Genomic DNA, 26290 nt, shown 5'->3' with positions numbered 1-26290 from the left:
CATTTTTGCCTTTGACAGAGGAATTTGGATACTGGCAATTTTGACGGGGGATTTATGAAGTTGGGTGTTAAAGGGAAAAAGTTGATTCAGGATTTTGAGCAGTTTCGGCCAACGCTTTATGACACCGATGGTGCTGGGCATTGCACTGTTGGGTGGGGCCACTTGGTCCATCGTGGCCTTTGTGATGGTAGAGAAAATGAAAAGCAGTTCATGAAAGGAATTTCCAAATCAAGGGGTGACGAATTATTCTTTCTCGACGTGGAGCATGCGGAAAGGACTGTTAACAAACACGCTCAAAGCCTCAATCTTGAATTGAATCAGGATCAGTTTGATGCTTTGGTTTCATTCACTTACAACGTGGGAAGTGGCAACCTATCCACCATGTTAAAAAACTGTGAGAAGGGTAATAAAAAGCTTGATCTTGACAAGATACCTGCATGCATGAAGCGATATGACCGCGCTGGGGGGCAAATATTGTCGGGTCTTACCAGACGCAGACTAAGAGAAGCTGACTTGTTTGAAGGAAAGGTAAATGAATAAGTTAATGTTCAAGCTAGTTTTTCTCGGATTTTTCTCGGTGCCATCTTGGGCCTTCGCAGACAGCGCCAATGATGAAGAATTTTGTGCGCAGCTGAATGATGCAAAAACAGAGATGGAAGATACGCTTCTACGGATCAAGCAGAGAAAACAAAATGACTCGGCATTTCTTAAGGCGTTGAACAATAGCCAGAAGCAATGGATGCAATATGTGGATGCGGAATTACTCATGCAGTTTCCCTCGAAGCAGTTCATCGACTATGGTTCTGTTTTGCCGATGTGCCAATGCGTAACCCGGTTGGGTTTAGTTCAGGAAAGAATTGTCACTTTAAAGCAATGGCTTGAGCCAGTTATGGAGGGTGATGTATGTACGGGAAGTAAACGGTAAATCGAGGTTAGCGTAAGCCCCACCAGGCGCCATGAAGAGGGGCTGCAGTTGGACTACAAACACAATTTGTATTGAGACAGAAAGCCTTGTTCCGTGCAGAATACGGTTGAAGCAACAACTTTATTCAGCCAAATCCATGTTGATCAAAAGTGCAGAAGATCGCGATAGCGACATCAAGATTCTCGAATCTTTGTTAAACCACCCTGCTGCATCGGCTTTGACGAAACGCAGCATTGAAAAAGAGATTCGAGCAATCAAGGCGGGTGTGAAGGGCGAAAAGGATGCCGCCTACCAAATTGAGTACCACTACGGCCATGGGAAAAACTGGGCAGTCATTCACGACTTGCGTATTGAACACAAGAGCCGAGTTGCTCAAATTGACCACTTGCTGATTAATCGCTTGATGGAAATTTGGGTGTGCGAAAGCAAACATTTTCATCAAGGAGTTTCGATTAACGAACAAGGCGAGTTTGTCTCATTCACGGGTTCCCAAGCTTTTGGAATACCCTCGCCGCTGGAGCAGAACCGCAGGCACTGTTTACTGCTTCAAGAAGTATTTGATGACGGCGTGGTTCCGCTGGAAAAGCGTTTGGGTTTTTCGATCAAGCCGGTGATCAAAAGCCTGGTACTGGTGTCTAGTAAAGCGCGGATTACCCGGCCGTCAAAGTCGTTTCCAGGGCTTGATGAGATCATTAAAGTTGATCAGATCAAGGCGAAACTTGACCAGGCAATGGACGATGACAATAACCCCCTAAACCTTGCAAAGTTGGTCAGCAGTGAAACAGTGAAAGCGTTTGCAGAAAGGTTGGTAGCGTTGCACAAACCCCACCAGTTTAACTGGCATGGAAGATTTGGCTTACCTGTGAAAGTTGATGAGCCAGCTGCTATTGAAGTTGTAGAGGACGCCGATCCTGAACCCAAGAAATCAAAACTGGCTTGCAATACCTGTGGGACAGTAGTGGCTTACAACGTGGCCAAATTTTGCTGGTTTAACAAGCCGCGTTTTGGGGGGCAGGTTTACTGCTATGCGTGCCAGAAGAATTTGTAGGGAGATGAGTGGTTGAACTGGGAGGTCAAGATTCGTAGGCAGGTAAAGTGTTGGTGTTGGTGTTGGTGTTGGTGTTGGTGTTGGTGTTGGTGTTGGGTTGGGTTGGGTTGGGTTGGGTTGGGTTGGGTTGGGTTGGGTTGGGTTGGGGCCAATAGCGTGTGAGTTGTTTGTTACTTCCGCTTTTCGGCCATAACGGACTTTCAAATATTCTTGAAAAACGACTGCTTTCGACCCATTACAGTCATTGAAATGATCAATTAGAGTCCATTCTTACGATAGTCCGTGCCTCCTTATTCTCGACCACGGAACGGGATAGGGAAACGAATTGAAACTTGCCTGTATGTGACCAGCTTGGGCTACGGTGGTGGATGTATCATCTGTAATGAATCCACCGTCGATGATGATTGATCAACGAAGGACTTGTGAGCGAAAAGAGGAAATGGAAAAGCAGCATTGCAAAACTCTTGGAGAACTCAACGCGGCTATCGAGCAATATGGGCCAGGCGTTTTCTATAGAGGACAAACCAAGCACTATCCTGGCTCGGATGATACCCCCTCGCTATCGACCTCATTCCAGCGTCGGGGCTGCGTGCCTGATCTGATGATCAAATGGTCCCATTACGCGCAGAGAGCTTTACAGCATCTTGTTCGTGGTTGGAAGAAAACCGACGACATAGCCACCAACCAAGCGATTCTTCAACACTACGGGTTTCGCTCATTCTTTCTAGATGCTACCGGCGATCCGCGTGTCGCTGCTTGGTTTGCAAGCAATAGCTTTGAGTCTAAGATCTCCGTTAATCTGGTAGAAGACTGTTTCGAAGACCCAGTTTTGCTTCGCACCCTAAACGCATGGTTCGTACCTACGGATCAGATGGGCAACATCTACATAATTTGCCAGAAGATGCTTCGTCAGTCGGGAATTCAGGCGGCTCATCTATCAGAAATCGCAACCCACGAAGGGACTCCACGATATGTGCGACAGGACGCTTACATGGTCGGCCCTTTGAGCCAAAGTGGCCTGAATGGAGACTGCATCCTTTGTCATATCACGGCGCCAGCGGAGGTTTTTCGCGACTTCGCGGGGAATTACAGCGCTGATTGGTTGTTCCCCGAGCCATCCGATGATCCTGTGTATCGAGAGCTACTGGCGATGCCATGGGAAAAGATGCGACATATCTCTGACGATGGCTTGGAAGCGTTTGGGCGAACGCTGGAGCTTCCAGAATATTCGAATCACCTTCGGAAGCACATGCCACCTGAGAGCGCTATGTATCGCCCCTTCTGGACCAGGAACCTCCCGCCTCCACCAGACTCCCTCACCGCGACAGCCACGCAAATTGTCCAAATCCTCTGCGGTAGCACCTTGTACTACGGAGTTGGCGCGCCTCGCGTAATCCTTCCGAACATTAACAAGCTGCTTCAAGAATACGACGAAATCTCCATTGAATTGGATGGTCTTGTCTACCACGGGATGGGCACGCGTTACGGGAAAGGTGTCGGTGTTGTCAAGATGCCGAACGACATTGTCAGCGTTTTCGAGTATGGAGTGGATCATCCTGGTCTGCGCATCATGGGAATCGGGCGCTTCTATGGGATGCACTATCGGATCGACGAAAATGGTGCATGGGAGCGAGCTCTACACAAAGACGACTGCGCATGCGGTTCGGAGCACGCGGAGAATTTTGAACTCCTAGGCCGTATAGATCTTTCACTAGGAGATGGAGAATTAGAGCTCGTCGAACCTAGCCTCTATGTGCATAAAGGTATCGCCCCAACTTCTGACTTGCGAGCTACCTGGGGCAAACCTTATTAGCAAGCTCGGGTGAGCTTCGAAGAATATAATACTAGTGAAAGCTATTAGGGGCTTGTATCATTCTAGGTATGGCGTCGGTTAGATTTAGATCCAACAGCTGTTCACTTTTGGCCGATAGCTGACATCGAGGCCACACTCTCCGTTTGCGTGCTTCGGACGTGAGACTTGCGACTTAAAACGTCGCCAATGTGGTCATGAACCGACGTTGACTAACGATTGAGCGGTGCGGACGCCGAAGCACGAGCTAGGCACTTTATCCCTCACGCGTCCGCTCTAGCGATTTGTTAGGTGGCGTCCCCACCTCGGCGTGTTCCTTCTTTATTTCGGTCCAATCTTTACCCAGTGGGCTTCCAATAGACTCAAGGTCAGAAGCAGTAATCTTGTGGTGGAGCTCATGAGAGCACTTGTTTCGCAACTTATTCAGGTTTCGGAGCGCAGACACAAGATCGTCTTCAACCTCATTGGTCGCAGCCACAACACAGAGCTTTTGAGCGTAAGAGAAATTTGCGGATTCAATAATTCGATCGCCGCGTGGCATAAGAGAGCGTATTAGCTGCTCCAAATAATACTCGGTTAGCAGGTGAAAGCGCAAAACCGTGGCAACCGGATCGCCAGAAATGGCAGATCGATAGAGCTCAAAGTCTGAATTAAGCCTCTTTGAAACAGGCTGTGTGTTACCAGTCAAGATGCCACCTTACGCCAAAGCTCAGCCGCCGTTTTGCCGTAGCGAAGCGAAGGCAAAACGGCGGCTGGAGCGACTTGTTATGTCTTACTGCAACCGATATGCGGCAGTTACGCCTACTACCAAATGGCCCGGTGGCGACAGGAGCGGACCCGATTGTCCCGGCCCAAATACACACGTCGGTTCGTTGCATGGGAACGTGAATGTATAGCCGTCATAGAACCGCCGAAGAACGACACCAGAAACAACAATAGGCACCGGGCAGTTGTTGCCAGTAGTGTTGAACTGACTGTTGATCCAAATGCACTGCACCGGATTGATTGCTAGGCGCGCGCCTTGGTTGATGTCGGCCCAAGTTGGCTGGGCGGCCGCAGTTACAGGCTGACCCGAATAGCTCCAAGTTCTTGCCTGCCCCCCTTGAGTTGCATTGATGCTAGCCATGATCCTGCTTGCATTGTCCCGTGCTTGGCTTTCAAGACCATTCCAGTCGTAAGTGTATTGGAACGCAAATGTCTCAACTCCCATCTGGGCATACTGGAGCACATGGGTTAGTTCATGCGCCCACAACTCGACATTGTTGTTTGCCTGTTGGACGTCGGTGAAGGCTATGACTTCATCAAGGGTGATCGCTCCCTCTTGGTTGAGCCAATTTTTAAGGGCTCCATCTATCCCCAAGCCGCCGGCTGTGGTCCATCGGGCTTTGTCTAGGATTTGCGAAGGAAAATAAGGAGAAAGTGCCTGCCGAATATTGGTTGGAATAGGCTGCACGCCTCGATTTAGCGCCTGCCCCCGAGAGAATCGAATGGCGGTAGCTACTATTGGCGCCGCAGGATTTAGTAAAGCTTGCCCGACGTCTTTGGGGAGGTTCTGAATCATCTCCGGGATTGCGCCGAGATCTGGCGGCGAAACTGATACCTGCCCCCGGTTAAGGTCCACACTGATTCCTGTGATTTTGCTTAACCAACTGGCTTGTGCAACACCGCATCCACAAGCCAGCGCTACCCCCACAAAGTAAAGTTTCCCGTTTGTCATTCCACTATCTCCCTTCTGTGATGAAGAAATAACGTTTGAATTCACCGGCCTGCGCGGCTTTTCGCACAGGTCTGGTGGAATGATAGGTTAGCCGCTTAGGCAAAATACTCGTCGACCTTTGCTTCGAGCCAGCTCATGGCACCGCGGAAGCTCTGCATATCGGCGTCACTAACATCCTTCTTATGTGCATCCGAGCGCCCGATGGAGTTCAGCAATACCATTCTCGAGTTGAACTTCTCTACGTCTTCGGAGAAGATATTTCTGAACCCACCCTCCCAATTTTTTCTCATCAGTTCTTTGAGATCGTTGAAGTAAATTTCGTGTTTATTCGCATCGAATAGTTCACGGTAAGTTAGTGCCGAATATTTTGAACGGGTCTTAGCATCGTGCTTTGCCAAAACCAAGCGTTTAGCCTCATCCTCACCGTGTATAGATCGTAGTACTTGAGAAACAAGCCGGCGTAGACGATGTTCAATTTCGTTACGCCGCTCCCCAATTTCAGCTAGTTTCTCGGCATCTGTAAGGTTGAGCTTCTTGTATCTCTCTTTGAGGGAGAGGTGCTTCTTGATCGAATCAATTTTGAAGTCGTAGCCACTGGGTGATTTCGAGATGACTCCATAACCGAGCAGGTGTTGCGTATATGTCGAATCGCTCTCTGCAAGCTGCTCAAATTCAGAGATATCTCCCCTAGCGAGATAGGTAAGCATTGTGTACTCGTCAATATAGTGCTCAGCGAGTACCCCTATCACCAGTTCGCAAAACCCATGCCCTAGTCCTTCGTTGAATTGGGCGATTGATTTTTCATACATCAGCCTGTCAATATGCCTCTGCATACCCTTGTCCAGTTCAGACTTGATGTATGAGCACGCTTGGCGCATTAGAAATGGGTGCCCTCCAAACTCACGAACCAGATAGGCGTAGATATCGTCGTCAATAGATATCCCCATGTATGACGACAGTGTTTCGATCATCTGTTTAGCTTGCGGAAGGCTAAAGCCGGGAATGTATTCTGGCTTCACGTGACCATACAAAGGATTGTCGCCCCCCATCACGAAAGGCGTTTCCAAACATCTTGGATTTGTGCCCGCAAGTAAGAGGGTTACGGGATTTTCTTGCCTTTGTGCTAAGCTTCTCAGTGAGTGCCAAAATCGAACGTAGCTTGATCCGTTGCGCCATGCTTCTCCAAACGACACTCCAAATGTGATTTGCTCGATTTCGTCAAAAGCCAGCAGTACGCTCTTCCTGAGCTTCTTGTGAATCTTTTCAATATCTCTCGCAAACGTAATCGTTGCTTTTTCGTCTGTGTATTCGGCCTCATTGATTACCACCTTTGCATGGTGATCACTATTGATTGTGAAGGCGACGTGATACAGGGCAGCGTACCAAGGAAGCTGGTAGAGCAACTGGCAGTCGATGATGGAGGCGAAACCATTTTGGTTTGTGATTCGCCTGCATACCGAAAGCAGGATTGACGTTTTTCCACTCCGACGCAATCCAAAAAGTGAGGCACTTTGACCAGTCTGGTGCTTGTCGATTAGATTTTGGCAAAGCTCATCTCTGCCAAAGAAGTAGAGATCACGTCGAAGTGGCGAGTCGAAGTCAAAGAGATTGCGTTCGAAAAAGAATTGCTTGATTCTTTGCCTGTAGAAGTCCGTATTCTTTGGGGACTGGAGCTCCGAATACGTAAACGGCGTAATTATTCGGCACTCTTTTTGGGTCTTAATTGTTTTATTGAGCTTTTCAATAAAATCACTATCCTTTGAAATGACAAAGGCGCTGATTTTGTCTAGGCGGAAACCTGAATTCTCTTCCTGAATCTTTTCTATCGCGTCTAAAGTTCTAGGCTCAAAATTCTCGAATGGACTGAGCAGTACAATTATCTCGTCCCTTACGCCATAAGTTATTGCCTTGTCGTCCGGGAAGCGCAAAAAGAAATAACGATACTTGCTAGTGCCTATGGAAACCTCGTTGAAGCCTCCCGTAATGTAGAAATCTCTGGAGAGAACGTGCGCAATCGTTTGCTCTTCCGTAGGCAGATTGTTAACTTGAGCTCTTGGATTGATGCCTGGATAGACAGTTGGTTTTGCCATAGGGATAAAAACTTCCTCCGATGAAGTGGTGAAGAGCAGCTAACGTTCGACGTAAGGGGCGGCTTGCGGCTTGGCGCAAGACATCCCCTTGACGGAGGGGTTATACGTTGCCCTCATAGCTGTAGCTCCTTGTACTGTTCATCGATCTCCGGCAGGCTGAAGTAGTGATTGACCCACTTGTTCGGTCCGCGAAGGTACTGGACGAAGATGATCGGCCTTTCAGGTGTGCTCCGTTGACCGCTGAACTCGACCAATTGAATCTCTCTGCAGTACGGCTCTCGCCTTACGATCTCCGCGGCCCGAAAGAGGTAGTCTTGATACTGCTTCTGCTCAGGCTTTAGATAGTGCGGGCAGATCGCGCCATCGTTGATTGGCGCCAAGTTCTGCATATGCTTTCTTGCAGACGCGAAGTGGTCGGGAATAGCCTTTGATTGAAGGACATAAGACGTTCCAGGGCTCACAACCTGTTCATACAGAACGTCCCTTCCGGCGAGCGCCTCCATCACGGCCTGTCTAGTTGATTCCGAACAACAAAGGCCAAAATACACCTTCTTCACCGCGCGGTAGTCGTGCTCGTGGAGCCCGGCTGGCGCGGTGACAACTCGCACTTCTTCTTCGTACCTCCACGGCGTGGACTTCACTCCTAAGATCCTCTGAAGGAGTGTTATTGGAGTGGTAGCACCTATAAGATGCTCAGACCTGAGCGTTGGCTCCGTGTCGCTGTACTGCACGTCAAAGCAATAGTGCAAGTTCGGTTCGAACTCAATGAGTTTCTCGATGTCGTAGCCAATGCAGAAGCCGCAATGAGAACCTCCGTAGTGAGCCCAAATGAGCTCATTCAGGGGGTTGTAGCTGAGCGAGAAGACTCCGCTCTTATCGACGAAGCTCAAGAGGTCGTTCGCGGCCTCTGAAACTGTATCAAGCGAGCCTGCAAAACCAGGCGCAAATCCGGTCGCCACCTGCCGGATCAGTAAGAGCTGGCGATCTAGCGAAGACCGATCGAACCGACCCTCGAAGGGGTCGTTTAGGCTTCCTCGCGATGCTGCATAAAACGTAGCATCGCGCAATGCCCCGAGGTCTCTCTGGAGCGTTTGTGGATCGCCGCTTCGGTACTTAAATGCGAGGCGATTGGGTGAGGATTTCATGATGTATAACCTGATTTATCGAACAATAACGGCGATATCTATTTATTCGCACATCGCAAATGATTTTTTTTAATTAACCATTTCAAATATTTACGAAGCATCGCATGAACAGGATGAAAAATAAACCTTGGTTATTCGCTACCGAATACAGAGCCAAGAACTCGACGACAAAGCTCAGCTTCACCATCGACTACCGCCGAAGTTTCGAAGCCTGCTTTCGTCGATGACCCAGACCATTCAGCCCTCAATCCTATCGTCCGCTTCGGCCGAAGCGGTAATGAGCATTCGGATTTTTAAAGTCTGTAAAGTGGCCTTAAACCGACGTTGGATAACGCCCTGGTTAACCGGCGCCGAAGCGAGAAGCGCAGACGCCAACACTGACCATAAAAATGCCGAAGGCATGGCCTGTGTTGACGTCCGCGTTAAGCCGCACCCGCGACGCTCACAAGTTCAAAATCACCCATCCCTGCGTTCGTCCTATCTGTTACCTCGGCAATTCTGGTTTCTCCGCCAAGCATGCTGGCAATCTTGATTTGTGCATGGAATTGCCGTGGCCCCGTCCGGTTCAACGAGTTGACCACCAAGACCTTTGATGTGTTCTTTTGGACATTTGCCAGATGAATTTGTAGTTGCGGCAGCTCCCACTGTGGATTTGCTACCAGCGAAGACTGCAGCTCATGGATGAACCTGCTGAGGTAGTCTCTCAATACAGTATCAACGTCAACTTGAACTTTGGCCGGCAAGAGTGAGCAAACTGTAAACAAGTCTGTGTATCGGCCCTGCAGTTCTGCGTCGGTGCGCTTAACTGAGAGATAGTCCAACTCTGCCGCGACCGCCAGACGCTTTTGATCATCCGCCAATACGTATGCACTCCCTGCGTAGGAGGGAAGATATCGTTCTAGTGTACCCCCTCCAAGTAAATGAACTTGTTTAAGCCTTAGCACCTGAATCAGTTGGGTTAGTCGGCCTTCAATATTTGCCACGGTTGTAGCACCAGCGAGATTTACCACCTCCGCGCGGAATCGGTTGATAGCGGTCAATACTGCCACTCTCGCCCTCGCAAGCGTCTTTCCTTGCCAATCTGTGCGAGGGCCCAGACTATGGAGATAGGAAAGCAGGTCTCCGGCAGTTGCAGTCGGAGGATGGGCGAGAAGAACTTCTATCGTACGTGTCAATTCGCGATCTAGTTCGCCGCAATAGCGGGCGAAATCTGTACCTACGCCGGCTGATGCAAGAAAACTCTGGATGTTCTCGTCATCGCGAACGCACGCCCTCAGGTTCCCAGAAAAAAGACTATCTAAGTCGTACACAAAGTGAGCGGTCTTCCCAAGAAGTAGACAAAGCTCAAGGTACCGATTGACCTCTTCGCAGCCACCTGCATCAATAATGCAACTTCCTGCGCCAGCGACTGAAACGCCTCTTGCCTCCTGCAGATTTGCAAGAAGTTGAGCGTCAAGTATTCCCTCGACGAAGATTGGGCTATCAGAGAAGAAGAGCTGCTTGTGATGAACGTTTAGGCGCGGAACCAGTGAGGAAAGTCTATTCGTCGCCCCGTCGTCGAGATTGAAGAGCTGCCGTGGGACACTGTGGGTAGATGTGAAAGAGATGACTGACTTCACATCCTCAACCGAGCGAAAATCCAAGATAAACGGTGAATGCGTTATCAGGAATACAATCTTTTTGTTCGTCCCCTCAGATGGGGTACCAGCTACCTTGCGAACCTCTTGCATGAAGAAAGCTTGGTATTGCGGATGAAGGTTTAGTTCAGGTTCATCGATAATTAAATACGGATGCTCGTCGTTGTACAGATGGGTCAGTAGGACAAAAAGTTCCTTTATGCCGTGACATTCGTCTCTGTCAAGGCGATAGGACTGGCCAGTAAGCCCAATACTCGCAAACGCTTGTAGACGACCCGAATCCCACTCAAGCCGAATTCGTCGATTAAAGAGGTGGCTTAGTGTAGCCTCGACTTGAATGCGAAGATCAATCCGTTCCTCCAAAAGAACGATTGTGTCGATTCCCATCCCTTGTTGTCCGGCTGATTTAAAGTGACTGAAATGGTCCTTGGATAGGCCTCCAGATAAGTGATCACCGAAAATGCTACGTAGCGAAGAGTTCTGCTCCATGCCAGAGAGCCGGTCGGTACCTAGTAGTCGGGAGTTGCCTAAGTGACTACGCAAGGTAGCGGCAAACCTCGACTTACCGCTGCCGTTCGGGCCCACCAAGAAGTTGACGTATCCAAGCTTGTTCGTGGAGAACGTGGCTTGGTTCCATGGCGCTGGGAGTTCGAAACTAAGTGTTTTGTCGTACATTCGCGATAGTAAGTAAGGTGTTTTGTGCGGCCTAACTCTGAAGGTAACGGGCCGCTTTGGAGCGGCAGCGGAAAAGAGGTCCGGTTGACCACCTTGTTAGGCAAGATAGACATCATATTGATAGATGTCCATACCGTGGTGGTGAAGCGAATTTTGATAGTTGAGCTTCACCTCATTCTGAACAAGAACCTCAAATTCATGGGTCAGTCTTTGATTGCCCCTAGTCTTGAAAGCAAACGCTTTTACCTTATGGTGCTCTGCGATTCGCAGTATGGCGATACTTCCTGAGACTTCGATTGCATGCCAACGAGCAACACATGGCATTGTTGTTGTAGATATCGGGCCATTATTAATCAATGAGTCATTGGGAGAAAAAACGCCCCCGCGATAGAGAATCTGATCTTTTGGCAGAAAACCGCCAAGCGTCTCAATCTCTTTATTCACCAACAACACATTATTCTTATGTTTTGGCTTCGTTCTGAAGCCATGAATATTAGGCACGTCTTTTAAGTAGGGCATCGTCCGCTGCCATTCTTTATAGGTACTCGAAGATTGAAGGGCATGCTCTAAGGCTGATTTGGCGCTTCCTAGTCCCTCTCCCTCGATTATCGCTTTGACAATATCGATTTGGTTCGTGTATTCCAGACTATTTTCTGGCTGGGGACCTTCTGCGCTCGCTATTGCCATTTCGCGATGCGTAGGGGTGCGGGTTCTTACAGGGAAAACATTTAGAAGATCGAAATAAGGATTGCTCAAGAATCCCTCCTAATGCCTAACTTGATTTATCGAACGGTAACGGCGATATCCATTTATCCGCACATCGCAAATAATTTTTTAAATTAACTATTTTAAATATTTACAAAGCATCGCATGAACAGGATAAAAAATAAATCTCGGTTATTCACCACCAAAAGTTGAACCTGGAACTCAATTTCGAAGGTCAGCCCCATCATCTATAACCGCTAAAGTTCTGAAGTCTGCTTTTGCGAAAACTCAGACGTCCCCGCCAACAGTCCTAATGGCCGCTCTGGCCGACAAGCAGTCACCCTACTCAATCAGCTTTGCTTCCTAAAACCGCACCCCAAAACGCCCAAACGTCATCTTTGCTGCAACTTCTTAAATTGCTTGGCCAATACAACGTAAGTGACTAAACCCAACAAAGCGAAAAATACAGGCAAAGCCAAACGCAGCACAGCAATCGGCACCCAGTCCGACAACATCACGGGAATATCGGAGTAAAAAGTCTCCAGCTGGAAAACAAAAATCAAGTAGTCGAACATGAGCTTGCCAAGTATCAATACAAGCAGGAACAGGGTCGCTTGCTTTAAATGCTGCACAACTGCACCAGCCAGGAAGGGGGCAGTAATTACCAAACCTTCCAGAACAATCAAACCGCGTGACTCAAGGTTTTGAATCTGCAAGAAGTCTAGGCAGTACAGCAGGGTCAACAATAAGAATGCGAGCCCTAAAGCCAGAGCCTGTTGCGCACTAAGTGAATTTTCAGCGGACATACAAAATACTCTCGACTTCTTCGAGGATGATCGACTTGATCAAGTCGGTGGATTTGCTTCCCATTATTCCCCCACCTATATCGATACAGCCTTTAGATCCAATACGCCGACCACAGTGAATAAAGAAGTCATCTCGACCAAACATGACGTTGTCTTCTAGGGGATGCAAGGGCACTCGCCAATTTCTCCAGTGTTGCCACTGGATTGCCGCCCACTAAATTTGGAAACCCTGTGAGCCTACTTTTGACTTAAAACTTAATCAAAAAGATACTTGGGTCTGCGTCTTTGCGAGATACAAAGTCGGTTCGAAGCTACTTCAGAGTTTCTCGGAATCTAGAACTTTATGATCGCTCCAGTCGAAAACAGCCAAACTGCTAAATCCGATCCGCCTCCAGCAGCACCCCATACCAAATCAACCAAAGCTTGTCTTCACTATTCAGCAGATGTTTGATGGCCATATCACCCTCGCAATCAACACCCAAAACACTCGCTCCTTCCGGCAGTTTTGTGTTGCTATCCAAAGAATAGAATTGTAGAAACTCCACAATGGTTTGTTCATTCTTCCCGACGCGTGAGTAGTCACAGCTTTGATTTTGAAACAGAATTTCTTGCTCGCTTATAGATAGTTTGTCGCCAATTAATTCAGCAGTTTCCTCATCACTGATCCCAACGATTGGTGCGGCAGCAAGTTCCTTGCTGATAGTCCATTCCCCTTGTATGTCGCCTAATTCCGAAACGTTCGAACAAGCCGCGAGGGTAAGAAAAAGAAGGCAAAGAAGTTTATGCATGGTGCTGTTCTCGCAGATTCATGGGTTCAAGGCTGAATTTGAAAAGGAACGGTCTCTCGCTTACGACGATTCGCAAGACCATTGGAAAATTTCTTTCGGCTGGGCTTTCCGTCTTTTCCTTTTTCGGTGATGTAAACAAACCGGTTCATTTCGATTTCAACTTTTTGGTAATCACCTTTGTTGGCAAACGCCAGCACATCTTTTGCGTTGCCCACGCCTACATTAAACACAAAGCTTGTCAGGGCATCGAATTGGTCTTGGCTTAGTTGTGCTTCCCTGACATAGAAACGAACATACTTTTGAGCCTCTTCCAAACGGTCGTGAAAAGTGGCATTCAACTTGGCCAAGTCGTATTTGGTTTTCATCTGTTTTTCTGTGCATGGGCTGTAGCTAAGCAGAATGCCCACGCCCACAGTGCAATTGCCTGCAATGTCGTTGTAGGGAATTGCGGAGAAACCTTCATCTTTCGAAATATGCTCAATTCCTGATTTGGAGATGACCATTTTTGAGTTCAGTGGTTTTTGCATGGCTAAACTGGACATGACTTTGCCTCAGGGCGAGAGTTTTAAAATTTCACGAGTCTAGGGGCTGTTTTCATGGCTATCAAACTTGTACCCTGTTCAGGTTAAATAGCAACCCTCACCCAACCCATGAAAACCCTGCTCATCACCTATCACTCCATCACAGGCGGGTCCAAAGCCATGGCCCAGGCGGTGGCTGAGGGCGCAGGCACGGAACGCAACACACGCACTTTGCTTTTGCACGCCAGTGAAACAAACGCCGAACATGTTTTGAATGCGCACGGCTATGTATTCGTTACCCCCGAAACTTTGGGCAGCATGGCGGGTTTGATGAAAGACTTTTTTGACCGCACCTACTATGCAGCGCTCGATCAAATCAATGGGCGACCCTACACGGTGTTGGTGTGCGCCGGCAGCGATGGCCAGGGTGCAGTCAAGCAAATTCAGCGCATTGCCACGGGTTGGCGTTTAACGGAAATGGCACCGCCACACATTGTGCGTACCCAGGCACAAACGCCTGAAAAAATTCTGGCACCCAAAACCATTGCCCCTGCGGATTTGCAACATTGCCGCGATTTGGGCGCCGCGTTTGCAGGTGGTTTGGCTTTGGGTTTGTTTTAAATCACCAATTCAGCTTCTCCACTCAGGAAGCCGCACATCCTTCCACACAGCAAAGGCGCGCAGGCCCACGGTAACCAGTACGCAGCCCAGCATGTTCACATACGCCGGGTTGCCCAGTTCACGAAGGCCAATGTAAGCCCAGCCGCCGAAGAAAGCGCAAATGGCGTAAGGGCGGTGGTCTTTGAAGGCTTGCGGAATTTCATTGCACACAATGTCGCGCAGCACACCACCAAACACGCCAGTAATTACACCCATGAAAACGGCCACCAGGCTGGGCATACCTGCCTGAATGGCTGCGAAAACGCCTGCTGCGGTGAACAGGCCCAACCCCAAGGTATCGGGCCACAAAATGGCTTTTTCAGTGAACTTGAAATGCCGCTGCCGCATAAACAGCATGGCCACGATGCAGAGCACAAACACGGCCCACAGCAATTCAATGTACTTCACCCAGAAGAAGGGCCGCACATCGAGCAACAGGTCGCGCAGGGTACCGCCACCAAAGGCAGCAAGAAATGCCACCACGCACACACCCACGGCATCCAGCCGCTTGCGTGCACCTTCAAGAATTCCGCTCAGGGCAAAGGCCAGCGTGGCCACCACTTCAATGCCCAGTTGAATGTTCTGGCTGAATTCGCCGGGGTTTAGCGTGGCCATAGTTTCTGGTTCATGTGGTTTGAATGACAGGTTTTTGTCCATTGTAGTACCAGCAGCGCTATGCGCATAAGCAAACCGGGTTTTTCCACCCGGTGTAGAATCTAGCCAAATTCTGTCCGAGGTTTTATCGTGTCTACCCCTTTCCGTGTGTTGTCTTTCATCCCGCCGATGACGCAGCTCAACACACCCTATCCATCCACTGCTTACATCACCGGCTTTTTGCGCAAGCAGGGCGTTGATGCCGTGCAGGCCGACATTGCGCTGGGCTTGGTGCTCAAGCTGTTTTCACCGGAAGGGCTGGACAGAATTGCCTCGGAAATTGAGCAGTACGAGGAAGTGACCGAGCGCGTGGCCCTGTTCATGGATCAGTTCAGCCGTTACCGTGCCACCATTGCCCCCACCATTCGGTTTTTGCAGGGGGGCGATTCCACCCTGGCGCACCGAATCAACAGCCGGGCTTTTTTGCCGGAAGGCCCGCGGTTCGAAGCGCTGGACGTGTATGTGGACGAAGAAGGCGGCGACCCGTTGGCTTGGGCCTTTGGTGCCCTGGGCGCGCAAGACAAGGCACGCCACCTGGCCACTTTGTACCTGAACGACCTGGCCGATGTTATTGCTGATGCGATTGATGAGCGCTTTGAGTTTGTGCGTTATGCAGAATCGCTGGCCGGCAGCCAGCCCAGCTTCGACCCGCTGGCCAACGCCTTGCAGCAGCCTTTCACGCTGATCGATGAAATTTTGGTGGAATTAACGTTGGCTGAATTCAAACGCCAGCAACCGCAACTGGTGTTGTTGTCTGTGCCCTTTCCCGGCGCGGTTTACGCCGCTTTGCGCATGGCGCAGGCCATGAAGGCCGAGAACCCCACCATCAAAATTGGATTGGGTGGTGGCTATGTGAACACCGAGCTGCGTGAACTCGCCGAGCCACGCCTTTTCGACTTCATAGACTTCGTTACCCTGGATTCAGGCGAGCGCCCCCTGCTTTGCTTGATTGAACACCTGCAAGGCAAGCGCGGCCCGCAGCGGTTGGTGCGCACTTTCACGCGCAACGCTGAAGGAACGGTTCAATACACGAACTGGGCTGAACCCGATGTGCCCTTTGGCGATGTGGGCACCCCCACTTGGGATGGTTTGCCGTTGCACAGCTACCTTAGTCTGCTCGACATGTTGAACCCCATGCACCGCCTGTGGAGTGATGGGCGCTGGAACAAGCTGACCGTGGCCCATGGCTGCTACTGGAAAAAATGCAGTTTTTGCGATGTGTCGCTCGACTACATTTCCCGCTACGAGAACGCCACAGCCACTGAGCTGGTGAATCGCATTGAACAAATTGTGGCGGAAACCGGGCAAACCGGTTTTCATTTTGTGGATGAAGCCGCGCCCCCCAAAGCCTTGAAGGCCTTGGCGCAAGAATTGATTGCACGCAATGTGTCCATTTCCTGGTGGGGCAATATTCGGTTTGAAAAATCCTTCACACCCGAGCTGTGCCAGTTACTGGCCGACAGTGGTTGCATTGCGGTTAGCGGTGGGCTGGAGGTGGCATCCGACCGCTTGTTGAACCTGATGAAGAAGGGTGTTTCAGTGGAGCAGGTGGCGCGGGTCACCAAAGGCTTTACCGATGCCGGCGTGTTGGTACACGCTTACCTGATGTACGGCTTCCCCACCCAAACTGTGCAAGACACCGTGGATGCGCTGGAATATGTGCGCCAGTTGTTTGCAGAAGGCTGCATTCAATCGGGTTACTTTCACCGTTTTGCCTGCACTGTGCACTCGCCGGTGGGCAAAAACCCTGAGGAATACGGCATTCAATTGAAGCCGCTGCCCCAGGGCACTTTTGCGAAAAACGACATTGGTTTTGTCGACCCCACCGGGGTTGACCACGCCGCACTGGGCGAAGGCCTGAACCGCGCGCTGTACAACTACATGCACGGCATTGGGCTGGACCAGAACGTGCGCAGCTGGTTTGATCAAAAAGTACCCCGCGCCACGGTGCAAAAAAACTTCATTGAGCAGGCCTTGTATGGCAAACCAGTGAAAACAGCTTAATATTGACAGTATGTAAACTTCAAAGGTGGCACCATGAGTTTAAAAACCCTGTTGATGCCCATGATCACCCAACACCGGTTTGCGCGCGGCACCCTGCTCGCCCAACGCACCAAGGCCGAAAAAGCCCGGCTGGCCTCGGGCCGCCCCCACCAGGTTTACTACTTCCATCAGGTGGACGACCCCTACAGCCATTTGGTGGCCCAGGCTTTGCCCCGCTTTTTGGCGCGTTACAACATTGAATTGAAGCCACATGTGGTGAGCCCCCCACCCGATTCGGCCGCACCTGAACGGGAAAAACTGGTGGCCTACAGCCGAGTGGATGCCGCTTTGCTGGCGCAGCGCCACGGTTTGAGTTTTGTGGACTATGGCCGGCAGCCCGCCTTAGCGCGTGCCCGTCAGGCCACCCACACTTTGGTGGCAGCCATTCAAGGCGGGCAGTTTGTTGAGCATGTGGCCTCGGTGGGCCAGTGGTTGTGGGCCGGCGATGAAACCCAAATGCCTCCCGAGCAATTCAATGCATTGAAGCCGGTGTCCAGCCAAGACGTGCAAAACCACATTGCACAGGCCGACGGGTTGCGAGACAAATTAGGGCATTACCTGGGCGGCATGTTGTATTACGAGGGCGAGTGGTACTGGGGCATCGATCGCCTGTACCACCTGGAGCAGCGCTTGCAGGCTTTGGGTGCGCAAGCCAATGGGGCCATTGCCTTGTTGTTTCCTGCGGACGATGGGCTTGCGCACGCCAAGCCACTGGAGAACCCGCCAGACATTGATTTTTTCTTTTCCTTCCGCAGCCCCTATTCCGCCATTGTGGCCTCTCGCATTTTCGAGTTGGGCCGCCTGACTGGCGCGAAAGTTAATTTGCGTTTTGTATTGCCCATGGTGATGCGTGGCTTGCCCGTGCCCAAGGTGAAGCGCGAATACATTGTGTACGACACCGCCCGGGAAGCGCATGTGCGCGGTATTCCCTTTGGCCGTTTGAACGACCCCGTTGGCAAACCCACCGAACGCGGCCTGGCCTTGATTCCGTTTGCCGAACAGCACAGCAAGGGGCAAGAATTTGTACTTTCCTACATGCAGGTTGTGTGGGCTGAAGGCATTGACGCCGGAAGCGACAAAGGTTTGAAAAAAATTGTAGAACGCGCTGGTTTGCGTTGGGAAGGTGCAGAAGTGGCGCTGCAACACGAGGCCTGGCGCGAGCGAGCCACAGCCAACAGAGAGGAACTGTTTGCTGCTGGTTTGTGGGGGGTGCCCTCATTCAAAGTGGGCAATACCGTGGTGTGGGGGCAAGACCGCTTGTGGGCTGTGTATGACGCCCTGCGCTCGTATCCGGCCTGATTTGCCTAATGTACCGTTTTGAAGTATCAATGACCTCTACGCACTCCAAGTTTGAATGACATGAAAATAAGTGACGTTGCCAAGAGACTTGGCTTGAATCCAAAGACCATTCGGTTTTACGAAGATCAGGGCTTGATTGCTCCGAAGCGGGCTGATTCTGAGTCGTGGTTTTCTACTAGCAAGAACCGTGTTTTTGGACCAGAAGACCTGTCCAGGCTTGATTTTGTCAAGAAGGCTCGCGAACTCGATTTTTCGATCAAGGAAATTCAGTCTGTGCTTGATTACTATGACCAAGGCCCCGCCTGTGGTTGTGGTTCAAGAACCCGGGTTGACGAGTTGATTGAGCGAAAACTCGTCGAGGTTCAGCAATTGAAGCAAAGCCTTCAGGAACTGGAGAAAAAGTTGATCGACATTCGGGTGAACAATGCCGCGATTGCATCCAGGCTGGCTGGTGTACCCCATGAACCCGAAGGCGAATTTTTGATTGCAGACTATATTTTGCCCGCATCAACTGAAGAAAAAAATAAGGCTTGACCTTCCAGTGGCTGGAACATGCACCCTGAAATTCGGGAATGTTCCCCATGCTTTTCTAGGAGATTTTTGATGAAAGTTAAATTGTTTGCCGCTGCTGTTGGTGTGTTTGGCCTGGTGACTGTGGCCTTGGCCGCATGCCCGCTTTGCGCATAAAGTGATAGAAGCGCCGGGCCTTTTTGGGCCCGGCTTTCAATACGTGGCTTGTGCCGGGGCTGTGGCCTTAGCAACCTGATTTGCCTTGCTGAATGGGTGGGCATTTCACCGACCCATACGAGCAAAAAACACAGCAATCGCCAGGCTTGGGTTTCAGCAAAATATTGCAATGTTCACACTTGAAGAAAAACAGGCAGGCGTCCGTTGGCATTACGCAAAGGGTGCTTTTGCTGCAACTTGGACAAGTCAAAATCGACTCACGTACAACTTCAGTCATGGTGCGTTCCCCCGCTTTTACATGAACCAAGGTACTGCCAGCATGAGCAGTGAAAGCACGGCGATTAACCAGTAAATCAGCTTCTGACCGCGGCTGCAAGCGTTGCAACCCTCCTTGCGCCAGAACATTTTGTAGTAAGCAAATGCCAGCAAGCTGATCGTGATCACAATAAAAACGGGTCGGTAGGGTTCCAAGGTAGCAAACATGCCGATTGATGCACTGCTTCCTACGCCCATAGCCAGCAGCAGCAGCGGACCAAGGCAGCAAACGGAAGCCCCGAATGCCGCGAGTGCGGTCGCAATCAGGGTGCCGGTATTTTGAGGTGTTCTCATGTTGGTATTTCTCAATGCATTAGGAAGTGATATTGTGAAAGCCGTACCTAAGTACGGAGTCAACAGGCATGATTCAAAAACACACATTAAGCATCGGCGGGTTGGCCCAAGCAGCGGGCGTGAATGTTGAAACCATTCGTTACTACCAGCGCGTGGGCATGCTTGCACAACCTGCAAAACCCCTTCAGGGCGTCCGTAAATATGGTCCACGGGACATCAAGCAGATCCGCTTTATCAAGCGAGCGCAGGCCTTGGGTTTTACCCTGTCCGAGGTGGCTGAACTGCTCGCGTTGGGCAATGCGAGTTCCTGTCGTGAAACGCAGGTATTGGCTGAAAGCAAGCTGGAGTCCATTAGCTCACGGATTCAAGACCTTGTAAAAATGCAGGATACTTTGCAGCAGCTTGTGGCGCGGTGTAATGCAATAGACAAATCGACCAATTGCCCCATTATTGATGCATTGGTGGGCGATGAATAGCTTGACCTTGCCACCATGTCAGGGTTTCTAATAAAGTAAAACAAATACTGATTAAGGAAATTCCATGCCTGGTTGTAACCACTGCCCTGCTGACGAGGCCGCCAAATCCACTGCAGTCGATCCAGGTTTTCGTAAGGTGTTGTGGATTGCCTTGGTTGCCAACGCTGCCATGTTCTTCATTGAAGTGGGTGCCAGTTGGTCGGCAGGCTCCGTATCTCTGCTTGCCGATTCACTCGATTTTGGTGGTGATGCGGCCAACTATGCTTTGTCCCTGTTTGTATTGGGCATGGCGCTTCAAACCCGTGCCAAAGCAGCCTTGCTCAAAGGGATGTGCATGGGGCTGTATGGTGTCGGTGTATTGGGTTTTGCCGGGTATGCAGCCATGCACGGCCAGGTACCTTCTTACGCCACCATGGGTATCGTGGGTTTAATGGCTTTGAGCGTGAACGTGGGGGTTGCTGCCATTCAGTACCGTTACCGCAATGGCGATTCCAACATGCGCTCGGTGTGGCTGTGTAGCCGCAACGATGCAATTGGCAACCTGGCTGTATTGGGTGCTGCATTGTTGGTGGGAGTTACGCAAACAGCCTGGCCCGATCTTGCGGTGGCCGCACTCATGGCCACACTCGGTTTAACAGCGTCGTTCAGCGTTATCAGGCAGGCACGGGCTGAAATACGGGGTGAGGTGTCTGTTCCACCCCCGCATTCACACTCGCACTAGGATCGACCAAATTTCTTGCGATATTGAACCGGTGAAAGCCTGGTGGTCTGTTTGAACTGCCGCCGCAAGTTTGATTCATTGCTGTATCCCAGTTCGTCACTGATGGTGTTGACTGGCACGCTTGTCCAAATCAGTTGTTCGCTCACTTGGTGAAGTTTCAAATGCCGGGCGTAACTGGCCACCGGCATCTCGGTCAAGGCATTTACTTTTCGGGCCAAAGTGCGTTCGCTCAAATTTAACTTTCCGGCCAGTGTTTGCACGGTGATTTGTTCTGCGGGCATTTGGGTCACGATGGCGGCCAGTTTTCTAAGCAATGGGTCGGCTTGCTCCATGAATGCAAACGATCTGAATGCAGGGTGTTGCTGCACCGGCCTGGGAAGCACCATCAGCTTGATGAACTCCTGAAACGCGGGTTTACTCAGTGACTTTTCGATCAATTGCTGGGCAAGCAACAGATAACCGTGGACACCCGCTGCGGTGGCGGTTTTTTGGGTCATCACGCAATCGCTGTCGATTAGCCAATTCACATTTGGATATTTTTTTTGCATGGCATTGGCAAGCCACCAAGTGACTGTGGCGCGTTGGCGGCGAAGGCGCCCACTGTCAGCCAGAAAGCACACACCGGTGCAATAGCTCCACACCTTGGTTTGCTCAGGCAGTTGTCGAATCTGTTCAATCAGCTTGGCGTGTTGGGCAAGCAAGGACGGCAACTGGCTGGGCGATTCTGTCCACATCCCGGGCACCAGCAGCACATCCAGTTGTGTTTCCTGAAGCAGTACGTTGGCAGTTAACACCATTTGATTGGCGCATTGCACTGGTTTAAGGCTGGTGCCAACCAAGCAGGTTTCAAACAGTACTTTGCCAGATAGCCGATTACTGGCCTGTAGCAGGTCGTTGAATGCCATCAGGCCTGCGGGCATGCAATGCTCGTAAAGCAGAAGTCCAATTTTCATATGCTTTTCATGTTTGGCAGAAATTGACTGAAAATTGTCATTCTATGCCATAACGGGCGGATGTGTTTTTTTGTCATGATTCAGCATCCAAAGTGGAGATGATTCATGAAAATTCAGCAACTACGCAACGCAACCATTATTGTGGAGTTCGGCGAATACCGGGTGTTGGTCGATCCCATGCTTGCACCCCGGCATGCCCTGCCACCCTTGAAGTTCTCTGGCGGCATGTTGAGAAACCCCACAGTCAGTTTGCCTTCTCAGGCAGACATGGCCTTGCTCGATGTTACACACTGTTTGATTACCCACTGCCAGAAAGGCCATTTTGATCACCTGGACCGCTTTGGGCGGGCCTGGCTTCGGAAATATCAAATACCTGTGATTTGCACGGCGCATGATGCACCACACTTGGCTGGTAAAGGGTTGAATATTCAAGCTCTACCCGTCGACGTTGACAGTAAGAAAGCTGCTTTCCTGGGTGGTTCGATCAGCACTGTGCCGTGTGTTCATGGGCGGGGTTTTGTGGGTTCATTGATGGAACACGGGGTGGGTTACTTCATCCAGATTCCGGGTGAGCCCTCGCTTTACCTGAGTGGGGACACCATTTTCACACCTCGCATTCAAGAGTTCTTGTGGACCCGAAAGCCGGAAGTTAGTGTGGTGCCTGCCGGAGGGGCGCAATTTGATGTGGGCGGTGAAATTATTATGGGTGTCAGTGATGTGCTTGAGTTCACGCGGGCTGCCAGCGGCACGGTAATTGCCAACCACCTGGAGGCGATCAGCCACTGCCCGGTGACTCGGGATCAATTGCTGATTGCTGCACAGCATGCAGGGCTCAGTAAGCGATTGGTGGTTCCGCAAGATGGGGAGATTGTGGATTTGAACGTGTAAAAGCGAACGCACCAAAAATTCGAGCATGTAAGGAACTCATTGTATTAATCGATCGCCATGTTCAGATTGTCAGTGAGGCTTTGATAATTTCACATTCGCCTATCGTACTGTGCCCTAAACATTTCGAACGCAAGCGTTGTAATTCACTTTTCAGTGCTTGAAGTTGACTGAGCCTTTTATCGATTTCGGTCAATTTATTGTCGATGGCATCGTTGATTGGCTCGCATGACTCGCTGGGTGAATGTTTGAGTTTCAGTAAGGAGCGTATTTCATCTAGTGATATGTCAATGTTGCGACAAAACACAACGAACGCTAAATCTTCGAGATGATGCTCGCCGTATACCCGGTAGTTGGAGGCGGTTCGGTCTGGTGCACAAAGCAGGCCTTCCTTCTCGTAATAGCGTATTGCCTCTACCGTTATACCCAACTTCTCGCTTAACTCACCGATTTTCATCAATTTATCCTAGGGGTTGACTCTAAAGCTACTTTAGGGTTTTTAATGAATGTATTGCAATTTCACCAGGAGTTCAAGATGCCAGGTTGTTCAACATGTCACGACCATCAGCCGGCCCAATCAGTTTCACCAACCTACAAAAAAGTGTTGTGGGTTGCTCTGGTTGTCAATTTGGGTATGTTCATCGTTGAGGTGGCTTCAGGTTTGAAAGCGGGCTCTGTCTCCCTGTTGGCGGATTCACTTGATTTTTTTGGTGATGCAGCGAACTACGCTGTTTCCCTTTTTGTGTTGGGCATGGCACTGTCGATTCGTGCAAAGGCAGCCCTGGTTAAAGGTGCCACACTCGGAATTTTCGGGGTAGGCGTTTTGGCCTACACGGCGTATCGCCTTTGGACAGGGCAAGTTCCTGAACCTTTGACCATGGGCGTGGTAGCGGTGTTGGCACTCGTTGCCAATGTGGCTGTAGCTTTGATGCTTTACAAATGGCGTGAAGGCGACTCGAACATGCAATCTGTATGGCTTTGCAGTCGCAACGACGCGATTGGAAATGTGGCCGTAGTTGCGGCCGCCGGCTTGGTTGCCTGGACCGGTAGTGCATGGCCTGATTTGGCAGTGGCGGTGTTGATGGCTACTTTGGGTATTACCGCGGCTAGAACCATCATCGCTCAAGCATGGCGCGAATTGAACCAAACCAGTGTGTGATACTCTTATGTCCATGAAAAGATTCTTCCTAGCCCTTCTCATGTTGGTATTACCGCTTCAAGCAGTGCTTGCAGCGGTAGAAACCTATCATGGACACGGGGCAGAGTATGAATCTGCGATTGAGGCAGTGTTTCATACCCACGATGGGTATGATCACCACGCCGCACATCACGAACCAGACAACAACAAGCAGCAAGACCAAACCTGCGATGGTGATCACCACCATTGCCATGCCCACAGTGTGAGCGTGTTGCCCAGTTTGTTGACTTTTGCCACACTCCCCAATGCCTTGGACCAAGAACCTGAAGAGTTCAACGGCTTTCAATCTTTCTCGTCAAACCGCATAGAACGCCCGAAATGGGTCTGAGCAAAACCTGAATTAGCCACCCTTTGATGCCTTTTTGTGCGGGCTAAAAAAGGGCAGTTCATCTGTTTTGTTTGGAGAATTTACTTATGCATTCACCACATCGTGTGGTGTCCACTTGCCTGGCTTTATTGTTTTTGAGCGCTTCTCCTGCTGCGTTTACTCAGCAAGCCATGTCTGTGGAAACCCCAGTGACAGTTCAAGATGTCTTTGAATCGGCCTTGAGCATTGATCCTGAAGTGCAGTCTGCACTGAAGCGCATTGAAGCATTCAAAACAAGAAGGAGTGCAGCCAGCGCCTTGACTGCCCAACCACTTTCAGTGGAAGGGTCGTATCGATCCGACCGGAACTACAACAACCAAGGCTTGCGAGAAATCGAGCTGGGCGTGTCCGCACCAATCTGGAACTGGAATGAGCGGGCGCGTACCCAATCATTGCGAGACACCGAAATTGAGTTGGCGCAGTTACAACTTGAACAGAAAAAACTTGAGCTCGCTGGTCTTGTTCGCCAAGTAGTGTGGAATACGCTGGCTGCCAATCTCGATGCCGAAATTGCACAGGCGCGACTTAAATCCGCGAAAGAGTTGATGGTGGATGTTGAAAAGCGGGTGAAGGCCGGCGACTTGGCCCAAACCGATTTTTATCAGGCTTCTGCACTGTATGAACAGACCAGAGCAGAATTTGCCCGAACTCAAAGCGCTTTAAGTGATGTGAGTGCAGATTATGCGGCCACCATCGGTTTGCCTGTTTCAGTGCTTTCACAGATTCAAACCGAGAGCACTGACATTCCCAATGGGCTGAAACCGCTGGATCACCCCGCGATCAAACTGGCGCAGCTTCAGGTGTTGGCCCAGCAACAACAAAGCGATTTGGTGCAAACCCAGTCGCGCGCAAATCCTGAGGTGGGTTTGGCCATCATCAGCGACCGTGGCGCATTCACCTCGGCCAGCGAGAAATCTTTGGTGGTGTCCACGCGAATTCCTTTGGGCAACTCGTCGGAATATCAAAGCCGGGTGTTGCAGGCAGAAAGTGAAAGCATTGCAGCCGAAGCTGCACTGACAAAAACCCAGCGGCAAATCGTTGTTCTTGGCCGTGCAGCCGAGAGCAACTTGGACCTGTTCGCGCAAATCAAAGCGTCCGCTCAAGAGCAGGCCAGGCTGGCCATAAAAACATTCAGGTTGTACAAAAAATCATTCGATCTGGGTGAAACCGATTTGCCCACTTTGTTGATTGCCGAACAGAAGGCCTTTGAGGCCGACAAACTGGCCCGGAAATCTGCCATCGAATATGCCGCAAAAGTTTCAGCCTACAAACAGGCCTTGGGACTTCTACCATGAATAATATTGAGATCAACGTCATGAAACAGAGCAAATTTTTAACCAAGGTATTGTCAGCTGCGGTGCTTACCGGCTCGCTGATCTTCTCCACGACAGCTTATGCAGGCCCGGGTCACGACCACGGCGATGAAGCACCGGTTGCAGTTGGTGAAGCATCGCCCCGCGTGGTCATGGAATCGGAATTGTTCGAGGCGGTTGGTATTTTGAAAGGCCGCATGCTTGAAATTTACATTGACCATGCAGCCACCAATGCACCCGTACAAAACGCCAAGTTGGAGCTTGAACTGAACGGTCAGCAAGTGCCCGTTGAATTGCACAGCGAGGGCGAATTTGATGCACAGTTGCCCGAGGGAATCGAGGAAGGCACTGTGGCTGTCAGCATGACTGTATCCGCAGGCGACAACATTGATCTTTTGGCGGGTGACCTGATTGTTGGTCATCACGATGACCTCGATAGCGTTGAAGAAGTGCAGTCACGTCTCTCGACAATAGTCTTGTACGGGATTGGTGGATTGTTGATTCTCGCGGTGTTCGTGATCGGATATGTTCGTCTTAAATCAAAGGGAGACAAATAAC

At 50.4% G+C, this 26290-nt stretch carries 29 protein-coding genes; 15 read left to right on the top strand and 14 right to left on the bottom strand.

From position 1 onward, the window contains the following. Positions 1-54 precede the first annotated feature (54 nt). From B4C79_RS04050 to B4C79_RS04035, 4 genes are all read left to right on the top strand, one after another. Positions 55-540 (top strand): lysozyme, encoded by a 486-nt coding sequence (locus tag B4C79_RS04050; RefSeq protein ID WP_291740052.1) that lies wholly within the window; start codon positions 55-57, stop codon positions 538-540. Beyond that, positions 533-925 carry a lysozyme inhibitor LprI family protein gene (locus tag B4C79_RS04045; RefSeq protein WP_291740054.1) on the top strand — a complete coding sequence of 131 codons (393 nt, stop codon included), beginning with the start codon at positions 533-535 and terminating at the stop codon, positions 923-925. Before B4C79_RS04050 ends, B4C79_RS04045 begins: the two co-directional genes overlap by 8 nt. A 106-nt stretch (positions 926-1031) precedes the next feature. Next, positions 1032-1973, top strand: a complete 942-nt coding sequence (locus B4C79_RS04040; RefSeq protein WP_291740055.1) for a nuclease-related domain-containing protein — start codon at positions 1032-1034, stop codon at positions 1971-1973. Between the two features lie 364 nt (positions 1974-2337). Next, a complete protein-coding gene (locus tag B4C79_RS04035) occupies positions 2338-3786 on the top strand; it encodes an FRG domain-containing protein (RefSeq protein WP_291762247.1) in 1449 nt (482 codons plus the stop codon). 253 nt (positions 3787-4039) lie between these two features. Here B4C79_RS04035 and B4C79_RS04030 read toward each other — a convergent pair whose 3' ends face one another. The 9 genes from B4C79_RS04030 to B4C79_RS03990 all read right to left on the bottom strand — a co-directional run bounded on the left by B4C79_RS04030 (position 4040) and on the right by B4C79_RS03990 (position 13888). Beyond that, positions 4040-4471: a hypothetical protein gene (locus tag B4C79_RS04030; protein ID WP_291751255.1), complete on the bottom strand. Its 432-nt coding sequence runs from the start codon at positions 4469-4471 to the stop codon at positions 4040-4042. An 84-nt stretch (positions 4472-4555) separates the two neighbouring features. Further along, complete coding sequence (locus B4C79_RS04025) at positions 4556-5500, bottom strand: eCIS core domain-containing protein (RefSeq protein ID WP_291751253.1); 945 nt, start codon at positions 5498-5500, stop codon at positions 4556-4558. Between the two features lie 95 nt (positions 5501-5595). Further along, the gene (locus B4C79_RS04020) at positions 5596-7590 is read right to left on the bottom strand and encodes a hypothetical protein (protein ID WP_291751250.1); all 1995 of its coding nucleotides are present in this window, start codon (positions 7588-7590) and stop codon (positions 5596-5598) included. Positions 7591-7703: 113 nt separating this feature from the next. Then, positions 7704-8735 carry a DUF2971 domain-containing protein gene (locus B4C79_RS04015; protein ID WP_291751248.1) on the bottom strand — a complete coding sequence of 344 codons (1032 nt, stop codon included), beginning with the start codon at positions 8733-8735 and terminating at the stop codon, positions 7704-7706. A 422-nt stretch (positions 8736-9157) separates the two neighbouring features. Further along, on the bottom strand, positions 9158-10759 hold the full coding sequence (locus B4C79_RS04010) for an ATP-dependent nuclease (protein WP_291751246.1): 1602 nt from the start codon (positions 10757-10759) through the stop codon (positions 9158-9160). Between the two features lie 384 nt (positions 10760-11143). After that, the gene (locus B4C79_RS04005; RefSeq protein ID WP_291751244.1) at positions 11144-11803 is read right to left on the bottom strand and encodes a hypothetical protein; all 660 of its coding nucleotides are present in this window, start codon (positions 11801-11803) and stop codon (positions 11144-11146) included. 341 nt (positions 11804-12144) lie between these two features. Then, entirely contained in the window at positions 12145-12468 is a 324-nt protein-coding gene (locus B4C79_RS04000) for a hypothetical protein (RefSeq protein ID WP_291741406.1), read from the bottom strand. A gap of 464 nt (positions 12469-12932) precedes the next feature. After that, positions 12933-13346: a hypothetical protein gene (locus tag B4C79_RS03995; protein WP_291741409.1), complete on the bottom strand. Its 414-nt coding sequence runs from the start codon at positions 13344-13346 to the stop codon at positions 12933-12935. Between the two features lie 26 nt (positions 13347-13372). Continuing rightward, complete coding sequence (locus B4C79_RS03990) at positions 13373-13888, bottom strand: lysozyme (RefSeq protein ID WP_291741412.1); 516 nt, start codon at positions 13886-13888, stop codon at positions 13373-13375. Between the two features lie 108 nt (positions 13889-13996). On the opposite strand from B4C79_RS03990, the gene B4C79_RS03985 reads away from it, so the two are divergent. Continuing rightward, on the top strand, positions 13997-14488 hold the full coding sequence (locus B4C79_RS03985) for a flavodoxin family protein (protein ID WP_291741415.1): 492 nt from the start codon (positions 13997-13999) through the stop codon (positions 14486-14488). 9 nt (positions 14489-14497) lie between these two features. Here B4C79_RS03985 and B4C79_RS03980 read toward each other — a convergent pair whose 3' ends face one another. Continuing rightward, positions 14498-15142: a trimeric intracellular cation channel family protein gene (locus B4C79_RS03980; protein WP_291741431.1), complete on the bottom strand. Its 645-nt coding sequence runs from the start codon at positions 15140-15142 to the stop codon at positions 14498-14500. A gap of 168 nt (positions 15143-15310) precedes the next feature. On the opposite strand from B4C79_RS03980, the gene B4C79_RS03975 reads away from it, so the two are divergent. The 3 genes from B4C79_RS03975 to B4C79_RS03965 are packed head-to-tail and all read left to right on the top strand — an operon-like array spanning position 15311 to position 19057. Further along, positions 15311-17185 carry a B12-binding domain-containing radical SAM protein gene (locus B4C79_RS03975; RefSeq protein WP_291741434.1) on the top strand — a complete coding sequence of 625 codons (1875 nt, stop codon included), beginning with the start codon at positions 15311-15313 and terminating at the stop codon, positions 17183-17185. A gap of 33 nt (positions 17186-17218) precedes the next feature. Further along, positions 17219-18523: a DsbA family protein gene (locus B4C79_RS03970; protein ID WP_291741418.1), complete on the top strand. Its 1305-nt coding sequence runs from the start codon at positions 17219-17221 to the stop codon at positions 18521-18523. A 60-nt stretch (positions 18524-18583) separates the two neighbouring features. Further along, the gene (locus B4C79_RS03965; RefSeq protein WP_205882465.1) at positions 18584-19057 is read left to right on the top strand and encodes a MerR family transcriptional regulator; all 474 of its coding nucleotides are present in this window, start codon (positions 18584-18586) and stop codon (positions 19055-19057) included. Positions 19058-19277: 220 nt separating this feature from the next. Here B4C79_RS03965 and B4C79_RS03960 read toward each other — a convergent pair whose 3' ends face one another. Continuing rightward, complete coding sequence (locus B4C79_RS03960; protein WP_240965860.1) at positions 19278-19487, bottom strand: GDCCVxC domain-containing (seleno)protein; 210 nt, start codon at positions 19485-19487, stop codon at positions 19278-19280. A gap of 17 nt (positions 19488-19504) precedes the next feature. Next, positions 19505-19819, bottom strand: coding sequence for a mercuric transporter MerT family protein (locus B4C79_RS03955; RefSeq protein WP_291741426.1), 315 nt, complete (start codon positions 19817-19819; stop codon positions 19505-19507). A 68-nt stretch (positions 19820-19887) separates the two neighbouring features. On the opposite strand from B4C79_RS03955, the gene merR reads away from it, so the two are divergent. Then, a complete protein-coding gene (gene merR / locus B4C79_RS03950) occupies positions 19888-20295 on the top strand; it encodes an Hg(II)-responsive transcriptional regulator (RefSeq protein WP_291741428.1) in 408 nt (135 codons plus the stop codon). A gap of 64 nt (positions 20296-20359) precedes the next feature. Next, a complete protein-coding gene (locus tag B4C79_RS03945; RefSeq protein WP_291751242.1) occupies positions 20360-21016 on the top strand; it encodes a cation transporter in 657 nt (218 codons plus the stop codon). Here the strand turns inward: B4C79_RS03945 and B4C79_RS03940 are convergent. Then, complete coding sequence (locus B4C79_RS03940) at positions 21013-21969, bottom strand: GlxA family transcriptional regulator (RefSeq protein ID WP_291751239.1); 957 nt, start codon at positions 21967-21969, stop codon at positions 21013-21015. The genes B4C79_RS03945 and B4C79_RS03940 overlap by 4 nt on opposite strands. A gap of 105 nt (positions 21970-22074) precedes the next feature. Between B4C79_RS03940 and B4C79_RS03935 the strand changes: the two genes are divergently transcribed. Continuing rightward, entirely contained in the window at positions 22075-22857 is a 783-nt protein-coding gene (locus tag B4C79_RS03935) for an MBL fold metallo-hydrolase (RefSeq protein ID WP_291751236.1), read from the top strand. A 61-nt stretch (positions 22858-22918) separates the two neighbouring features. On the opposite strand, the gene B4C79_RS03930 is transcribed toward B4C79_RS03935, so the two are convergent. Continuing rightward, positions 22919-23311, bottom strand: coding sequence for a Cd(II)/Pb(II)-responsive transcriptional regulator (locus B4C79_RS03930; protein ID WP_291740415.1), 393 nt, complete (start codon positions 23309-23311; stop codon positions 22919-22921). A 45-nt stretch (positions 23312-23356) separates the two neighbouring features. On the opposite strand from B4C79_RS03930, the gene B4C79_RS03925 reads away from it, so the two are divergent. The 4 genes from B4C79_RS03925 to B4C79_RS03910 all read left to right on the top strand — a co-directional run bounded on the left by B4C79_RS03925 (position 23357) and on the right by B4C79_RS03910 (position 26289). Next, positions 23357-24013 carry a cation diffusion facilitator family transporter gene (locus tag B4C79_RS03925; protein WP_348700825.1) on the top strand — a complete coding sequence of 219 codons (657 nt, stop codon included), beginning with the start codon at positions 23357-23359 and terminating at the stop codon, positions 24011-24013. A gap of 7 nt (positions 24014-24020) precedes the next feature. Continuing rightward, positions 24021-24380, top strand: a complete 360-nt coding sequence (locus B4C79_RS03920; RefSeq protein WP_291751234.1) for a hypothetical protein — start codon at positions 24021-24023, stop codon at positions 24378-24380. 86 nt (positions 24381-24466) lie between these two features. Then, positions 24467-25714, top strand: a complete 1248-nt coding sequence (locus B4C79_RS03915) for a TolC family protein (RefSeq protein ID WP_291740419.1) — start codon at positions 24467-24469, stop codon at positions 25712-25714. Continuing rightward, positions 25711-26289 carry a hypothetical protein gene (locus B4C79_RS03910; protein WP_291740420.1) on the top strand — a complete coding sequence of 193 codons (579 nt, stop codon included), beginning with the start codon at positions 25711-25713 and terminating at the stop codon, positions 26287-26289. The genes B4C79_RS03915 and B4C79_RS03910 overlap by 4 nt, the downstream gene beginning before the upstream one ends. The last annotated feature ends 1 nt before the right edge of the window (position 26290 follow it).

It is taken from the genome of Limnobacter sp. UBA7229, assembly GCF_002473065.1.
Lineage (GTDB): Bacteria > Pseudomonadota > Gammaproteobacteria > Burkholderiales > Burkholderiaceae_B > Limnobacter > Limnobacter profundi.
This window is presented reverse-complemented; position numbering and strand designations above follow the sequence as displayed.

What these genes read in the sequence shown, in the direction of transcription:
- B4C79_RS03995 (WP_291741409.1), bottom strand. Translation starts at nt 13,346, where the DNA reads ATGCATAAACTTCTTTGCCTTCTTTTTCTTACCCTCGCGGCTTGTTCG.
- B4C79_RS03940 (WP_291751239.1), bottom strand. Translation starts at nt 21,969, where the DNA reads ATGAAAATTGGACTTCTGCTTTACGAGCATTGCATGCCCGCAGGCCTG.
- B4C79_RS03980 (WP_291741431.1), bottom strand. Translation starts at nt 15,142, where the DNA reads ATGGCCACGCTAAACCCCGGCGAATTCAGCCAGAACATTCAACTGGGC.
- B4C79_RS03965 (WP_205882465.1), top strand. Translation starts at nt 18,584, where the DNA reads ATGAAAATAAGTGACGTTGCCAAGAGACTTGGCTTGAATCCAAAGACC.
- B4C79_RS04045 (WP_291740054.1), top strand. Translation starts at nt 533, where the DNA reads ATGAATAAGTTAATGTTCAAGCTAGTTTTTCTCGGATTTTTCTCGGTG.
- B4C79_RS03985 (WP_291741415.1), top strand. Translation starts at nt 13,997, where the DNA reads ATGAAAACCCTGCTCATCACCTATCACTCCATCACAGGCGGGTCCAAA.
- B4C79_RS03945 (WP_291751242.1), top strand. Translation starts at nt 20,360, where the DNA reads ATGCCTGGTTGTAACCACTGCCCTGCTGACGAGGCCGCCAAATCCACT.
- B4C79_RS04050 (WP_291740052.1), top strand. Translation starts at nt 55, where the DNA reads ATGAAGTTGGGTGTTAAAGGGAAAAAGTTGATTCAGGATTTTGAGCAG.
- B4C79_RS03910 (WP_291740420.1), top strand. Translation starts at nt 25,711, where the DNA reads ATGAATAATATTGAGATCAACGTCATGAAACAGAGCAAATTTTTAACC.
- B4C79_RS03975 (WP_291741434.1), top strand. Translation starts at nt 15,311, where the DNA reads ATGACGCAGCTCAACACACCCTATCCATCCACTGCTTACATCACCGGC.
- B4C79_RS03960 (WP_240965860.1), bottom strand. Translation starts at nt 19,487, where the DNA reads ATGACTGAAGTTGTACGTGAGTCGATTTTGACTTGTCCAAGTTGCAGC.
- B4C79_RS03920 (WP_291751234.1), top strand. Translation starts at nt 24,021, where the DNA reads ATGTCCATGAAAAGATTCTTCCTAGCCCTTCTCATGTTGGTATTACCG.
- B4C79_RS03925 (WP_348700825.1), top strand. Translation starts at nt 23,357, where the DNA reads ATGAATGTATTGCAATTTCACCAGGAGTTCAAGATGCCAGGTTGTTCA.
- B4C79_RS03955 (WP_291741426.1), bottom strand. Translation starts at nt 19,819, where the DNA reads ATGAGAACACCTCAAAATACCGGCACCCTGATTGCGACCGCACTCGCG.
- B4C79_RS03935 (WP_291751236.1), top strand. Translation starts at nt 22,075, where the DNA reads ATGAAAATTCAGCAACTACGCAACGCAACCATTATTGTGGAGTTCGGC.
- B4C79_RS04015 (WP_291751248.1), bottom strand. Translation starts at nt 8,735, where the DNA reads ATGAAATCCTCACCCAATCGCCTCGCATTTAAGTACCGAAGCGGCGAT.
- B4C79_RS04010 (WP_291751246.1), bottom strand. Translation starts at nt 10,759, where the DNA reads ATGGGAATCGACACAATCGTTCTTTTGGAGGAACGGATTGATCTTCGC.
- B4C79_RS03915 (WP_291740419.1), top strand. Translation starts at nt 24,467, where the DNA reads ATGCATTCACCACATCGTGTGGTGTCCACTTGCCTGGCTTTATTGTTT.
- B4C79_RS04025 (WP_291751253.1), bottom strand. Translation starts at nt 5,500, where the DNA reads ATGACAAACGGGAAACTTTACTTTGTGGGGGTAGCGCTGGCTTGTGGA.
- B4C79_RS03930 (WP_291740415.1), bottom strand. Translation starts at nt 23,311, where the DNA reads ATGAAAATCGGTGAGTTAAGCGAGAAGTTGGGTATAACGGTAGAGGCA.
- B4C79_RS04020 (WP_291751250.1), bottom strand. Translation starts at nt 7,590, where the DNA reads ATGGCAAAACCAACTGTCTATCCAGGCATCAATCCAAGAGCTCAAGTT.
- B4C79_RS03970 (WP_291741418.1), top strand. Translation starts at nt 17,219, where the DNA reads ATGAGTTTAAAAACCCTGTTGATGCCCATGATCACCCAACACCGGTTT.
- B4C79_RS03990 (WP_291741412.1), bottom strand. Translation starts at nt 13,888, where the DNA reads ATGTCCAGTTTAGCCATGCAAAAACCACTGAACTCAAAAATGGTCATC.
- merR (WP_291741428.1), top strand. Translation starts at nt 19,888, where the DNA reads ATGATTCAAAAACACACATTAAGCATCGGCGGGTTGGCCCAAGCAGCG.